A 15,712-nucleotide genomic window follows, 5' to 3' on the forward strand; every position below is an offset into this window, starting at 1 on the left:
GCCTCGTTTTGGCTGTGCTGATTGCGGCGGGGAAATACCGGATCCCATTCCGAACTCCGAAGTCAAGCCCGCCTGCGGCAATGGTACTGCACCCTTAGGTGTGGAAGAGTAGCTCTGTGCAGCCTTTTATTTCTGGCCCTCACAAACCGTGAGGGCTTTTTTTTTTGCCTCATAAATCTACTCTGTATTCAAATTTATAGCTTAGTTTAAATTTTATTCATTCTTAAGTTTTCCTACTATAATAATTTCTTTTTATATAAAAAATTTTTATCCATAGTTTATTTCACTATATCTTAAAAATATAAATATGATTTTTTGAGTTGTTCAGAATGTTATTTCTTCACGATAAAACATTCTTTATTCATAGGAGTTTTAACTATGTCTCCCGCACCAATACAACTTAATGTGATTTTCATTCCTTTTTTCACTTTTGACAGTTCTGATTTATGTTCTGATTCGAAAGAAAATTGAGGAGATGTAAAAAAGTCATTTCCTGATGAGAGCACAAGATAGGGAGTATCTGAAAAGTCAGTATTTATACTGACAACCTTACCGGTTATTTTAAACCTTTTGTCTTTGTATTTTTCATCAGCTGCAATAGTATTTTCATCATATTCTTTTGATAATTGACTTGAACTTACAGTAATTTCTGTATTCTCGTTCGTCTGTGTAGTATTAGAATCTTTTTTAATATTAGATTGCGGCACAATGTTTTCTTGTCTAGTTAATGATTCATTATTTTTAGATTTTTTTGAAACTAAGAACCCAATTATTAATATAAAGATGAATCCAAAAAGTGACAATTTAATTAAAGATTTTATCAATTTCATAGTTATTCTTTCTGTAAAATTTATAATTCAAAAATTATTAATTTAAATATAAATGTTAATTAAATTAATAATTGATATTTTTTTTAAGTTAATTAATAATACTAACTAATTCAATTCTATAACTAGTATAATTTTTGGTGATCAAAAATATTTATTATCAATAAGGATTTGCATATTTTATGTTTATTAATTGAAAATATTTTTATTAAAATAAAGATACTTTCAATTATTTTAAGTTTAAAAATATTTTCAAACATAGATGAATTTAAAATTTAAAGGTATTTAATTATTTGATCTTAGGAATGTTAGGATTAAAATAAATAAAGATAATAAAAAAAATTTAAAAGGCTTATAAGAATTTTCTGTTAATACCTGTTCCTCTTTCAATAATAGATTAAAATTACTATTTCATAACAACTTCATCGACTTTTAAAAATAAAAGATCATTTTCATTCTTACTAATAGCTTTAATAGTATTAGGGTTATAATAAATACCTCGTCCACATTCAACAAGGGGAAACCAATAGGCCTTTTCATGCACATAATTATTTAGTTTGTTGACTAAAATAAATTTCTCGTCTCGTGATTTTGCATTTAAGGCATTATCATATAATTCTTCTAATTTTGCATCATATAATGGTCTTGGATATTTATCTTGAGCGCTTTGCAGCAATCTAGCAAATCTATATAAATAATTATAAGGTTCAACTTTATAATACCCTACATCAAAAGCTGTTTTTTCTGCTAATTCTTTTGGTAAATACTGATCATTAAAAATGACGTATTTTATTTTAAAACCATAGCTAGCAAGTTGTTTCTTTATTTCTTCTAAAAAATAAACTTTATCCCCAATAATTTCATTACTACCCGAATAAACTGTTCCTAGCCATTCCTTTTCTCTTAAATGCTTAGGTATTTTATTAAAATATATTTTTGCCAAACTAGGGTTATATTCTAACTTGAAACGTCTTGTACCCCAAGTAGTGTTAACATGATTTAAATCAAAAATATCCTCATTAACAGATTTATAAACTTTAGATAATTTTTCTAGCTCTTTACTATTTATAGCTGCCTGGATGAATTTTCTAAAATTTAAATTATTTCCCAATTCATTTGCATTCACAAAAGTTAAGCCTAGTTGTAAAACAGGATCTTTTGTATAAAAAGATTGAAAACCAGGATGAATATCTATTACACTTATATCATATTCTACTCCTTTTTTTACTTCTGTGTATATATTTAATACATCTGCAGCCTCAGTTAAAGTCTGATCATATTTTAGTAAGCGCATGTGACCGTTTTGAAATCCTGGCTCAAGAACTTTGTATGGTCCTACCCCTACAGGATATTTCTTCCAATCTAGTAAATTGTCTTTTAATTCTTCCATAGGAACGAGTGAAAAACGCCAATTTGTAAATTTATATAAAAAATCAGGATCAGGGTTTTCCAGTTTGATTCTAAGCTTATTTGGAATTTCTTGTTTAATACCAACAACAATGCCTCTCACATATTTTTTTAGATTTAGTTCTGCTATTTTATTTATACCCACTACTGTTCCTAAAAAGCCTTTTCTTATTTGACCACCTGTTGCGTAGTGATGTCTTAATAAGGAAAATTCTAAATCATCTAGAGTTGCTATACGGTTATTATGAAAATAAATATTTTCTTTCATTTCTAAAACATATTCCTGATTTGTATAATCAAAATAAGCATTTTTCAATATCTTTGGATATATTGTTTTATCTTTAATGTCTAATAGGGTCCCTAATATTTGTGTTAGAACGGTTTCCTTTGCATTATTGGGAGAATTATTTTCAAATGGAACACAGTTACAATCATAAATTATTAAATTTAAATCATTCTTTGCTAAGACTTGGAAAGTAAATATAAGATGCAAAATAAGAGCAATTATAAATTTAAGCATATTATCTCCTCGAATTACTGAATAATAAAAACTAACTGAAATTTGCCTCCTCTATTTGTGTTGGCAAATTATTAGTGAAAAGATTATTTGATAGCTCTATAAGCACTCAAACTTATGTAAGAACTGAAATAATAATTCTTTCTTGAACGAGTAATAAAGGTTTTTACACCTGCGCGAACCATGAAATGATACTAACCTAAGAAGATTAGAGTTTTAATTGAAATAAAATAAAAATGCAAAAAATTTATAATAAATTTTTTATATTTATTTCATTTATGGTTATCTACAGTTAATTATAACAGCATACTTGTCTTATTTCTAATAATTTTATTACATTTATGTATATTAAATTTTATTTATTAATAGAAATTTATTGTAATAAAATAAATTTTAAAAATTTCTACTTTACTTCGTTTTTAAATTTTTTATATTTTTCAGATAAAATAAGATGTGTTCCAAAACTAAGTACACAGCAAAGCAACGAAAGAATTAATTCACCTCTCCAACCAAAAAGATGGAATAAGATACTTCCTAAATACGAACCTAATGAAAAAAATAAGAAAAGTATTGTAACAAAAATTGAATTAATACGCGAACGAGCTTTGGAGTCTAATGAATATATTATCGTTTGATGTGAAATAAGAGATACTTGGATCCCGAGATCAAAAGTTACAACTCCTATAATCAAAATTGTAAGTGAGTTTTGATTAAAAAATAAAAGAAGGAATGAAAAAAATATTAAAAGAATTGCAATTTTTATATTCAGTAAAGGACCTATTTTATCAGCATATCGTCCAGCTATAGGAGCTGCAATTGCCCCTGCTGCTCCTGCCAAGCCAAATAATCCAATGTGCGAAGAATTTAAACTGAAAGGGAGATCACTTAAATAAAAAGTAAGAACAGTCCAAAAGGAACTAAAAATAATACCAAGAAATCCATGACTAATAACACTTAATGGCAATATAGAATTTTTTATAAAGATTTTACCCATGGAATGAATCAATTGATAATATTTTATATTTGTCTTAGGTGACTGATGAGGAACTAGGATAGTAACAAGAATAAAAATAAGAAAAATGAAGAATGATATGATAAAAAATACAGCTTGCCAACTCGCTTGTTCAGCAACAAATCCTGAAAAAGTTCTTGAAAGTAATATACCGAGAAGAAGACCACTCATGACAAAACCAATTGTTTTTCCTCTTTCTTGTTCTTTTGCCAGATCTGCAGCTAAAGGAACAAAATCTTGTGCAGAAGTAGCAAATAAGCCAATAATCATACTAGCAAAGAAAAACATAATTAGATTTTGCGAAAAACCAGCAAGAAGCAATGTCGATATTAATGCTAAAAGTTTTACTTGAATTAATTTTTTTTTGTTTATAATGTCTCCCAAAGGAACTAAAATGAATATTCCTAATGCATATCCAATTTGTGTAAGAGTGATAATTAGTCCTATATCACTCACAGAAGATTGAAAATGTTTGCGTAATATGGCTAGTAGTGGTTGACTTAAGTAAATTGTTGAGACACTAATAGCAGTACCAAGAGCAAGTGTAAACAAAATCTTTTTTTGCATAAAAATTCTCAAGTTAATTTTTGTATACAAAATATATCGGAATTTATAGAAATTATTTTATTAAATAATAGGAAAATAGATTTATAAGAATTCAAAAATAAGTATAAAAAATTAATAATATCATATGTTTAATTTTATTTTTATTAATTAAATTAATTATTTTTATTTTAGAATAAATAATAGATGATAATTAAATTTTAATAATACTAATTTGTATACAGAAAATTTAAATTAATTTCTTGATTTCTTACTTCATATAGATTTATATCTAAGTTATTTTCTAAATAATATTTTGAATGTTCTATATCTTTTTTAATAAAGAAATTTTTGGCAAGTGAATTATTGAAAGAAGAAGAATATATTTTATGAATTTTATCACTAAAAAATAATTTACTATCACTAAATCCTAAAAGAGATTTACTAACATCATTTTTATAAACAAATTTAAATTTTTGATTATATAAGTAATTATTTCCATTTAGATTAAATAAATATAATTCATTTTTTAATTTATATTTACTTATTAGGGCATTTAGATGTTTTTCTATTTCTCCACCTAAATTTAGATTGGTACGATTTTCTAACCAATTATAATCAAATCCGTATAATATAGGATTAAAATTTTCGTCAAGTTGGAAGATTAATCCATCTTTTGTATGTACTAATATTTCGTCATCAGCAAATTGAATATCTGTAATATCTGTAATATCAACTTTGCTAGGATTTGATAATTCGCCTTCTTGCTTATATATTTCATATTTAGAAAATTTATTTACAGAGAATAAAAATATATTATTATCATTAACTTTCTTGAATTTAATTAAATTTCTATCTATGGAACTATTTAGTTCATCATTATTTAGATATGTGATAGATTTTAATTCTGGTATCATCCATGATCTTGAGTTTATAGTAAAAATATCATTTAATTTAAAATGCGTTTCTTGACCAAATAAATAAAAGCCTTCGTCGTAATCAACTCTTTCTTTAATATATTGATGCCATTCAGAGTAATTTTTAAATTCAGGATATCTGCCATATAAACTTAATGAATAAACATTTATATTTTTGGAATTTTTAAGAAATAATTTAAACCTAGAAAAGTAATTCAGTATACTTGTATTTAATTCAATGAGAATACCTTTTCCTTTTACTTCAACTTTCTTTACAGCTTGGAGTAATGCAGTTAACTTTTTATCAGTTTTATTGAAAGAAAATAGTTGCAACTTACTTGGTACATAAAAGAAAATTTCATTGTCTATTTCTGTTACTAAATCAACACTATGATCTTCAATTCCAGATGGAAATTTAGGGCTTATGATTTCATAATTTTCAGTATTAACCCAAACACCTTTTGTGTTTGAAATAAATTTTTCGACATATTTATAATTTTTTACTAAAGTTCCGCTTCTTTTTTCATTTAGAATATATTCTTTCAGTTTATCAGTATTGTTTCTAAATGATTCCCCATCTATACTTACAAGATATTTTTTATCATCAATAATAGCATAAGAATTTCCATTAGCTAATTTAATCACTAAACTTTTAGGATTATTATCAAAAAATAGTTGAGCATTTCCAATATTTATAAAAATATTTTTTTCTCTTCGAGTTATTTTAATTTCATTTGTTTGAATTGTTGCAGCATGTATGAACCAATTTACATGTTCTGAAACTTTGAATTGGTAGTTTTGAATGTCTTTGGAAAGGAACAAAGTATGGGTACCACCAGCAAGGGATTCAAAAGTATATGAGATATGCCCCAAATTTTGTTCTTCAAGTTCAGGACTAATTAAAGTGCGATTTTGCCTGCCTAATTTTACTTCAATATTATATTTTTCCGTTACAAAATCTAAACCACGAATGGCATATTCAAATAAATCGGCCATAAATTCAAAAAGAAATCCTGAATTAGGATGTTCTTCCATTTTTCTAACAGTTTTTAATTCAGCATCATTTCGGGAAAAAATTCCAATTGTGTAAGAGTAACCGTAGGATATATTCTTTTTTGGCATAGCTGGAAGAACGATTGCTGTTTCGTTTCTCAAATCAATTACTTTATTTTTTTCTAAAGATAATGCTTCTAAGACAGAAAAAGAATTTTCTTTATTGAAATTATATTCACATGACCTGTAATTACATTTTCTGTCAATATCAGCTGCGGGTTGTGAATCAAAAATGCTGTAGTGTTTAGGTCTTCGTCCATATTTTCCTTTTGTTTTATACATGTAATGACTATCAAATGTTAATTTTAATTTGTTTCTTTCTATTAAATCTATAGATTGAATTAATGCGGTATTTGAATCGGCATGAAGTTTGTTATTTTTTCTTGTAAAATTGTGTTGAGCTAAAGAAATAATATTTTTATTCTCAGGATGAATTTCACCGGATTTTTCATGATCTCTTTCATATTTTAAAAAATAATGAGCCATATCCACACTTTCGCCTTGAGCTTGTGCAGCAGTATGTGCTAAACCATTAAATCCTATTGCCAAACCTGTAAAAGGAACTCCTAAATAACCAATTACAGAAGATGCAGTTGCAAAACCAAGTGTAGAACCAATTTCTGTTGCTGCTAAAGCAGATGTTCCTAATTGCAGCGCTCCTAAAGAAAATCCACCTAAATCAAATGCAAGTTGGGTACCAAAGATTATTTTTTCATATCCTGTTTTAGCTTTTGCAAGTTCAAACGCATCAAGACCGATACTTCCTAAATTAAAAATGATATTTGCACCCATCCCTATTTTTTGGATATTTGTTGAAGCGAATTTTAAAATAAATGGTGATGATTGCTCCAGTGAACCAGAAGTAACAATATTTTTTAATATATCCTTGATTTGCACACTTGTTTCTAAGACATTTAATGCAATTTGAGTATCATTTAGGATTGAATGAAATTTAAGAGCATTATTTAAAGTTTCGTCTTCACTTAAAAAATTATCAGAATCGGTGCGAAAGTAACTTAATAAAGCTTGTGTCATAAACATAGGAGTGAGTCCTAAACCATGCGCTTCAATTAAGCCATTTTCATTTACATTTAATTTTACGGAAGCTATTTTACTTAGCTCTAAATTTGTCTTATTTTTTAATTCCAGTAAATTCGTTATATCTTCTCTTTCAAAAAGATGCGCTGCTTTATACTCACCTGTTTTGCTATGAATAAAATCAATTTTTGAGCTATCATTTTCTAGTTTTGTCAGAATTGGTATGAAATCCTTTTCTAAAGAATTTGCAGTTTGAATTTTTTTGATAGTACTTGTTATTTTTTCTTTTTCCAGCAAAATTGTATCTGCAGTCCTGAGTTCGCTTATTGTCTGTTCAAACTCGCCAAGCACATTTGACTTACTTGCTAAAATATTTCTAATTACTTCAACAAACTGAGTTGCCTTAGATTTTTTTGTTAAGTAGATATTTTCTGAATCTATTTCAAGAAATTCATTGTTTTTCTGAATGATATATATTTTATCTTTTGTTTCAGAGTTTTTATAAAGATTATGTTTAACATTAGTTAGTTCAGTTCCATCACTCTTGACTTTTATGTGTTTTTTTCTTGCAGATGCAATATCAATTTGGATGTTATTATTAGTTAAATTTTTCATAACACCTTTTACATAATTTTCTATCATTTTAGTATTGTTTTTATCATTTGTTGGATTACAAGTAACAAAATCTATAATACTTATTTTATTAATTTTGTTATGTATATAGAATTTATTTATTTTTTCTGCTAAATCATGAGCTGATAGATCTCCAATTTTAATTTCATTAGCGTCTTGTGTTGCATGTCCTACAATAGTAAGTTTTGCTGAAAGAATTTCTTCTTTAGAAATATTGTTTTGAAAGTCATCAACAATAATTGCTGTATCTAATTCATCTTTGGTGCTTTCAAAAATATAATTTGCAACTTTTTTAGTATTACTATCATTACCAATTTTTAGTATAATATTTTTTGAAATTAAATTACTGTTGTCTTTTTCTTTTAAAGCCCAAGAGGATATAAAATCTTCTTGAGTAAACATACTAAAATATTTATTACTTTGTGAAAAGTAAAAGGTATTGTCAAGTAAATTTATATAATGGGGGGAATTTAAAAATTCTGTTTCAACTGCGTTAGAAATTATTTTGCGAAATACTGAAGGACCACTCACTGAAATAGTGACTCTATTTCCTGCTACAATAGAATCAAATCGGTAGAATTTATAAGAATCTAAGTTATTCATTCTTCGCATTGTCTCGTTTTTGTTTGTATTTTGTATGAAATGTGGGTTTTTTTCATAGAAATTTCCTGGATTATTTTCTGGATAAGAATTTATATTTTTATAATTTTCTTTTACAGCAGAAATAACTTGATAAATTAAGTCAGATTCTCTTATACTTTGATGTGAAGCTATAACGCAATTACTTTTTATTGCTGTTTTGAATTCACCTTGTCTAATATTGATATTTCCAAGACTTGTAAAAATTTCAGAACTATTTCGTCCTCTTATAACTTTACTTATTTTTTCTTCAAGCAAATTTTTCAACAATTCTTTTTGTTCTAAATTGATATCAACATGATTATCAATTCGCGAAAAAAGGTCTTCCTTTCTTGCAATTTTATCTCTATTGCTCATATTATATATTTTATTTTTTACAAGTTCTTTGTAAAAAGTTAATGATATATCTTTTTCATTGTTCTTGATAAATTTTTTTAAACTTTCATCCAATGGTTCGTTATAAAGTTCTTCTAAAACTTTTAATTGGGGGAGTATATCTAAGTCAAAATACACTCCTCCAAACTCGTTTAATAACTCAATGCGCGCAAGATCACTTGCTGCAGCTAAATTTGATCTTAAATTAATTTCTTGAAAATAAGGATTTTTTAATTGCCACTTTTCTTTTATTAATTTTAAATCTTTAAATTCAATGTTTGGATATTTTTTTGTTAAATTATCAACATCATTTTGTAATGTTTTTTTATTTTCTATTATTTTATTATTACTAATTGTATTAGATTTATATATATTTTCATTTAAGAATTTAATTCTCTCTTCATCCATTGACAAGGGGGTCTTTTGTATCTTTCTATGTCTTAAATATGCATGTAATTTATTTTGTATTTGAATAATATTTTCTATCGATTTATTTTCAAGTGGATGATCTTTTGGAATAGATTCTTTTTTATCTGTTTGAAATGATTGAAATTTATGAATAGCTTCTTTAATTAAACTATTTGTCTCATAGCTGTAGAGGTAATCTGAATCATACCAAAGTGATATTTTGTAGTCTGGGTTTGTTTCAGCCCAAATTTTTAGATATTCTTTTTGCGCTTCACCTAATGGTCCACCAAGCCATATAAAATGTAATTCTTTTTTTAAAATTTCTGAATTTTCTAAATATAGTTTATTTAAAAGTTCAGTCAGGGAATCGTGTTTTGCTTTTAAATTTTTTTCTATTGCGTGATCATTTGGAAATTTTTTTAGCAACGAAAATATTAAATCATATTTTCTACTTTTTGTTGCAGACAAATACTCTTTTTGAATTAGGTTAATATGTTCAATAGCTCCATCAGGATTTGTATAAAAATTTCTGGTTTTTTCAAAGTCATTTTTTAGTTCTTGAAAAAATTCTGCATTATCTAAATCTTTGTTTAATGTTAAAGTGAAATTCTGCGAATTTTTTTTGCTAAAGAAAGTTTTTTCTTCTGACTTGGAGCAACTGGTTAAAAGGAAAATAAAAATTAGGAAAAGGTAAGTTTTTTGTTTAAAAAACATAATAAAATCCTACATATAAATATAAAATAGAATAAATCTTACTAAATATTAAAAAAATAACAAAAACAATTAATGTATGCTTAATATTTTTTTTATAGTCAAATAAAATTAATTATTATATTTTAATATTTATAAATTAAGTAGTTACATTTAATGTAATATTTTTAGATATTTATTTTTATTTATGAGTCTAAATAAAATACATTTTGTTATCTTATTTAAAAAATTAATTTAAGAAATATTTTTTATTGTAATGAAATTATTTTTGAAAAATATTGGTTTTCCATAAAGGAAATTATTTTGTAACCAAAAATATCTGAATTCATTTCTGTTTCGTAAACGCCACCTTTGTTGAATTGAATAAATGTTGAAATAGATGATTCAAACCAGCAATTTGTATTTATACGAATTTTATAATCATTATGAACATGACCAGAAAGAATTAACTTTATACAAGAAAATTTGTTAACTAGGTTAAGGAATTCTTCAGAGTTTACTAAAGTGCAATCATCAATAAGGGGTGTATTCACCAGCACTGGGTGATGATGTAATACTAAAACACATTCTCTATTTACAGTAGATAATTTAGACAAAATAGTTTTAATTCGCAAAAGTTCATTTTCATTAATAATACCAAAGTCTTTTCCTTGAAGGCAGGAATCTATACCTACCAAAGTAAAATTTGCAACATCTAAGGTATTTAAATATTCAAAATTTGGAAACTGAGAAAATGTTTTCAGCATCGTTTCTTTATCATCATGATTGCCATTTATATAAAAAACTTTTTTATTAAAGTATGCTAAATGTTTAGCAATATACTCGTATGCTTCGGGCGAGCCATCATCAGCTATGTCACCTGTAAGTAAAAAGTAATCAAACTCTTCCTTTGAGGTTAAAAGATGTTTGATCACTTTTTCAAATTGTTCACGGACATTGACTCCATACAATAGTGCATTAGCATGTTTTTTTATATGTGAGTCTGTAATTTGGATTATTTTCATGCGGTTATTCCTTTTTTTAGTTAAAGTTAAAAAGGGCAATTTTTTTAGGTTATGGATAATTAAGTTATTTTAGCAAAAATAACTTTTTAAAAATTAAATTTTTTATAGATTTTTGCAAATTATTTTGTAATCTTTTCATTAAATTTGGATTTCTAAGTATTTAGTCATTTTTATCAGTTAAAAGTTATTTTGGAGAAAAATATTATGAATAAGAAGAGTTCAATTGAAGAGAAATATAAGAATAATTACAAAATTATTTATAAAATAACATATCCAAATGGTAAGATATATATTGGGCAAGACTTTACAAATAATTACAATTATTTTGGATCTATTGATGAAGAATTATTAAAAAGAGATTTTTCTGATGATGATATTCTATCTTTTACAATAATAAAAGAAGTTATTTTTCGCGAAAAAAATATTACAAAAAAGAGTTTAAATTTGCTAGAAAAGAATTACATTCTCCAGTATAATTCAAACAATCCTAATGTTGGATATAATAAATTACCAGTATATAGTTCTTGTAAAAAAATAGATAGTAAATAGTAAATAATTAGTTAGTAGTATTTAAATTTTTTTCTATAACCGCACCTTCTTTCCCCTTCTGCAATAAATAAACACCAAGGATAATAAAGCAAACTCCTATTAATTTTCCAATAAATTTTAGTGAGTGATAGTCATTAGTATCAATAATTACGCAAGTTAACATTTGTGCACTAATGGCATAAATAAGACTTTTTGTTGCTCCAAGTTTCATAAAAGAGTAACTGCTAAGTGCAACCATAAAAACACCAAAAAAACCACCAAAATAAGCAGCTAAAGGAATTTCGTTTTGATTTGGTATTTCAAACTGATAGAGACTAAAAAATAAAATTGTTAAAAAAAGAAAACCAACAAAATGATTCACAAACGATGCTTGAAAGGGGCCTATATAATCACTTAACTTTCCATTTATGGCTCTATTTAAGCCAATAATTATTCCGTTGAAAAAAGCTAATAAAATAAAATATAACATTATTTAAACCTAACGACAAAATATGATTAGCCAGCTTCCAAACAAAATAAAGCTGATAATAAATACATCATTGCGTTGAAATTTTTTTTTCGTCGTATCAAATATTCCAGATAAATCAGAAAAAATTCCAAAGCACACCGATCCAAGTAGCATTAAAGATAAAGTACCAGATAAGCCAATAACACTATTGATAGCAATTGAAGAAAAAATAACTGTACATGCACCTATAATCCCACCAATATAATAAAAATAGTATGCTTTACTTTTAATAATCTGCTTTTTTTTATTTTCTTTTTTTTGTTTTCTAAATAAAAGATAACACACAATTAAAATAGCGGTAATTGTTCCTACACCATGTGCAACCCATGAGGAGTAAAGGGGGGAGGTATATCTAGCTAGAACACCATTTAAATTATTCATAACTGCTAGCAAAATACCACAAATTAAACTAGAAATGACTGGAAGTGATAAAATTTTCATAACGACTCATTTTTTTTCTTGCTACATGAATCAAGTAATTGAAATATTGAGGTAAAATAAACATCCGTATGTTTATTAAAACCTAGAGCACAAGTTTCCAAACATGTATACCCTTTTTGGCAATTAAAGGAAATTTGTTCAGAGAAATTTCTTAAAGCATTTATATTTAATTTTTCATTTGTAAAGCCCTTGCTTCCGGCAAATCCGCAACACATCAATTGCTCTGGAATAATTACATTGATTAAACATCTTTTGGCAATTTCAAGCATTTTATTTTGTAAATTTTCATTAGTAACAGAACAGTTAATATGAATAACTCCAGCTTCTTGAAGAGGTATTATGTCTAAATTATTGAGTTGAGAATGAATAAAATCAAGGGGATTTAAAATATTTTCCCAAAATAAATTTTGTTTTTTTATTTCATGGTAACAACTTAAATTTTCTATTAAAAGTATTTTATTTTTAACTTTGTTTTGGAGTGAAGATATTTTTTTTTCAGCAATGTCTGGAAATCCCATATTTGTATACATTAATCCGCAACATTCATTAGGAAGGCTTAAAATATTTGTTTTATAGTTTAATTTATTTAATATTGAAATAATTTTTTTTGTCATGGAGTTCTTACTTTTAAATATCTGTCCAGAACAAGTTGGAAAAAGGTAAATTTCTTCCATTATTTGATTCCTTTAAAAGACAAAAAAATTCTTCCTATGAAAGGAATAATAAAGTGTATTTTACTAATAAAGTAAACTACAGGATATAAAAATTTATTTCGATGAGCTTTCCTCCACTCCTTAATAACTTGCCCCGTGTCAACTTTTACAGGGCAGACAATGGCACACATACTACTAGCGGCACAGGAATCAGAACCTTTTATTTTAAATTCTCTTACCATTTCTTTAGCTAAGCGAATATTTTGTTCTTTTTTAGCATGTTCAATTGCCCGCAGTGCAGTAATTCTTTGTCTTGGAGTAAACGTATATCCTGTAGAAGGGCACACTTGTTCACAACGTCCGCATTCATTACAGTTGTCTAAGAGTGGGTTGATATTTAGTATTGATTTTAAATTTTTAACATGAATTTTTTTATCGGCTGAAATTATAACATTTGGATTTAATAAATTTTTTGGATCAAAAATATTTTTTATTTCATACATAATTGAGGTAATTTCTTTTCCCCATTCATTTTCTAAAAAAGGGGCAATATTTCTCCCTGTACCATGTTCTGCTTTCAGAGAACCATTATATTTTAAAACAACAACTGCGAGTTCTTTCATAAAGTAGTCATATTTTTCAATGTCATTTTGTTTATTGAAATTCAGTTCGAGTAAAAAATGCAAATTACCATCCTTTGCATGTCCAAAGACACAAGAATTTTGCAATGAGTATTTCTTAAATAAAGAATATAAGCTCATAATTCCTTCTCTAAGATATTTAAGTGGGAATGCAATATCTTCTAGTAAGCAAATGCTATTATTATTTCTTTTGCTTTGAATAATTGGTAATATCGATTTTCTAATTCCTATTATTTCTTCATATTCTGTTTGAAAATAAAAGCTTGATTGATATATAACTCTATTTTTGTTTTCTATATCTTTTCCTAATTTACTTGATTTACTTAATAATTCTTGCAAATTGAATTCGCGTACTTCCATTAAAAGAAGGCAAGGAGTTTTAAAGTTTTGAAAATATTCATCGGGAATGTATTTCTCTATTTTTGATTTAATACATTCCAAAGATTGAGAGTCTAAAAATTCGAGGGAAGAAATATTTTTTAAATCAAGTTCATTCACAAATTCTAAAGCATTTTCAGGGTCAGAAAATACTAATAATGCAACACTTTTAATGGGCGGGTCTTCTACAGTATACAAATCTACTTCTGAAATAAAACCTAAAGTACCTTCAGAACCAACAAATAAGTGGGAAATGATATCGATAGGATCTTGAAATTCTAAAAAGGCATTAACAGAATATCCAACAGTATTTTTTATAGAATATTTTTGCTGAATTTTATTTTTTATTTCTTCACTTAAATTAATTTTATCTCGCAGAGAAATAATTTTGTTAATTAATTCAAAATTGTGTTTTATAAATTCATTTCTAATGAAAAGAGAACTGGTATCAAAAATATTACCGTTGCTTAAAATACATCTTATATCTTTTAGAGTTTTATAACTGTTTTGTTTTGTTCCGCAGCACATTCCACTGGCATTATTGGCAATAATTCCACCTATTTTGGCAAAATCACTTGAAGCAGGGTCGGGGCCAATCTTTCTTTGGTATTTTTTTAAAGCATAATTTGCTTCACTTGCTATGATACCTGGGGCTAACTTTATATTGAAACCCTGGTTTTCAACTATAATTTTTCTCCAATTCCAATTGATAACTAATAGGCAGGAGTCTGTTATTGATTGCCCTGATAATGAGCTGCCAGCAGCTCGGATTGTAACTGGAATACTGTATCTATTAGCGCATTGAAAAACCCATATGACTTGCTCTTCGCTTTCGACTAGGACTATAATTTTTGGAACCAAGTAATAATGGCTGGCGTCATTTGCATACGCGTGCCTTGAAAGAGCGTCTTTTAGGATACATTCTTTGGGTATTTTTTCTTGCACTGAACGGGCAAAGTCTTGAACGTTTCTGTCCATATGCAATAAATCCCTTCTATTTAATTTAACAAGGCGCTAGCCCTTAGAGTGATAATATACAAACTATTCTCTAGATATATAAAAAATACATAAATATCAATGAATTATATTGAAGAGAGAAAATAGAGGAAACAAGTCTTAAAGACCTTTCTGCTCTTTCGTCTAAAATTATTCTTCGTAAAGTATCTTGAATTTTGCTGAAATTTAAGATACGAACCCAAAACCGATTTGATAGATGATCGGGTGAGCTTAAAATGAAGGGGGGTGAATGAAATGCCAGTAGTTAAAATTAAAGAAGGTGAGACCTTTGAAAGCGCAATGCGTAGATTTAAAAAGCAATGTGAAAAAGCAGGGATCCTTTCTGAAATCCGTAAACGTGAGCATTATGAAAAACCCTCTGTAAAAATCAAGAGAAAACGTATGGCTGCACGTAAGCGCGCTCTTAAGAAACAAAAGAAATTAATGGCTTAATTTCTTAAG

11 protein-coding genes and 1 rRNA gene are annotated in these 15,712 nt (G+C 26.8%); 3 read left to right on the forward strand and 9 right to left on the reverse strand.

The features are described 5' to 3' along the window. The first annotated feature begins 10 nt into the window (after positions 1 to 10). Positions 11 to 125, forward strand: a 5S ribosomal RNA gene (gene rrf, locus GOY08_RS06455). A gap of 207 nt (positions 126 to 332) precedes the next feature. Here the strand turns inward: rrf and GOY08_RS06460 are convergent. From GOY08_RS06460 to GOY08_RS06480, 5 genes are all read right to left on the reverse strand, one after another. Then, complete coding sequence (locus GOY08_RS06460; RefSeq protein WP_158998084.1) at positions 333 to 830, reverse strand: OB-fold protein; 498 nt, start codon at positions 828 to 830, stop codon at positions 333 to 335. 403 nt (positions 831 to 1,233) lie between these two features. Then, a complete protein-coding gene (locus GOY08_RS06465) occupies positions 1,234 to 2,754 on the reverse strand; it encodes an ABC transporter substrate-binding protein (protein WP_158998085.1) in 1,521 nt (506 codons plus the stop codon). Between the two features lie 400 nt (positions 2,755 to 3,154). After that, positions 3,155 to 4,330, reverse strand: a complete 1,176-nt coding sequence (locus tag GOY08_RS06470; protein WP_158998086.1) for an MFS transporter — start codon at positions 4,328 to 4,330, stop codon at positions 3,155 to 3,157. Positions 4,331 to 4,536: 206 nt separating this feature from the next. Beyond that, positions 4,537 to 10,083 carry a TcdA/TcdB pore-forming domain-containing protein gene (locus GOY08_RS06475; protein ID WP_158998087.1) on the reverse strand — a complete coding sequence of 1,849 codons (5,547 nt, stop codon included), beginning with the start codon at positions 10,081 to 10,083 and terminating at the stop codon, positions 4,537 to 4,539. 245 nt (positions 10,084 to 10,328) lie between these two features. Then, positions 10,329 to 11,084 carry a metallophosphoesterase gene (locus GOY08_RS06480; RefSeq protein ID WP_158998088.1) on the reverse strand — a complete coding sequence of 252 codons (756 nt, stop codon included), beginning with the start codon at positions 11,082 to 11,084 and terminating at the stop codon, positions 10,329 to 10,331. A gap of 204 nt (positions 11,085 to 11,288) precedes the next feature. Between GOY08_RS06480 and GOY08_RS06485 the strand changes: the two genes are divergently transcribed. Then, positions 11,289 to 11,633 carry a GIY-YIG nuclease family protein gene (locus GOY08_RS06485; RefSeq protein ID WP_158998089.1) on the forward strand — a complete coding sequence of 115 codons (345 nt, stop codon included), beginning with the start codon at positions 11,289 to 11,291 and terminating at the stop codon, positions 11,631 to 11,633. Between the two features lie 7 nt (positions 11,634 to 11,640). On the opposite strand, the gene GOY08_RS06490 is transcribed toward GOY08_RS06485, so the two are convergent. From GOY08_RS06490 to GOY08_RS06505, 4 genes are read right to left on the reverse strand one after another with little or no spacing between them, the layout of a single operon-like run. Continuing rightward, entirely contained in the window at positions 11,641 to 12,102 is a 462-nt protein-coding gene (locus tag GOY08_RS06490; protein WP_158998090.1) for a DMT family transporter, read from the reverse strand. 9 nt (positions 12,103 to 12,111) lie between these two features. Continuing rightward, entirely contained in the window at positions 12,112 to 12,582 is a 471-nt protein-coding gene (locus GOY08_RS06495) for a DMT family transporter (protein ID WP_158998091.1), read from the reverse strand. Further along, complete coding sequence (locus tag GOY08_RS06500) at positions 12,579 to 13,256, reverse strand: (Fe-S)-binding protein (RefSeq protein WP_158998092.1); 678 nt, start codon at positions 13,254 to 13,256, stop codon at positions 12,579 to 12,581. Before GOY08_RS06500 ends, GOY08_RS06495 begins: the two co-directional genes overlap by 4 nt. Next, positions 13,256 to 15,232 carry an FAD-binding and (Fe-S)-binding domain-containing protein gene (locus tag GOY08_RS06505; protein WP_158998093.1) on the reverse strand — a complete coding sequence of 659 codons (1,977 nt, stop codon included), beginning with the start codon at positions 15,230 to 15,232 and terminating at the stop codon, positions 13,256 to 13,258. The genes GOY08_RS06500 and GOY08_RS06505 overlap by 1 nt, the downstream gene beginning before the upstream one ends. 273 nt (positions 15,233 to 15,505) lie before the next feature. On the opposite strand from GOY08_RS06505, the gene rpsU reads away from it, so the two are divergent. Continuing rightward, the gene (gene rpsU, locus GOY08_RS06510) at positions 15,506 to 15,703 is read left to right on the forward strand and encodes a 30S ribosomal protein S21 (RefSeq protein ID WP_148698276.1); all 198 of its coding nucleotides are present in this window, start codon (positions 15,506 to 15,508) and stop codon (positions 15,701 to 15,703) included. Positions 15,704 to 15,712 lie beyond the last annotated feature (9 nt).

It is taken from the genome of Pigmentibacter ruber, assembly GCF_009792895.1.
Taxonomy (GTDB): Bacteria; Bdellovibrionota_B; Oligoflexia; order Silvanigrellales; family Silvanigrellaceae; genus Silvanigrella; species Silvanigrella rubra.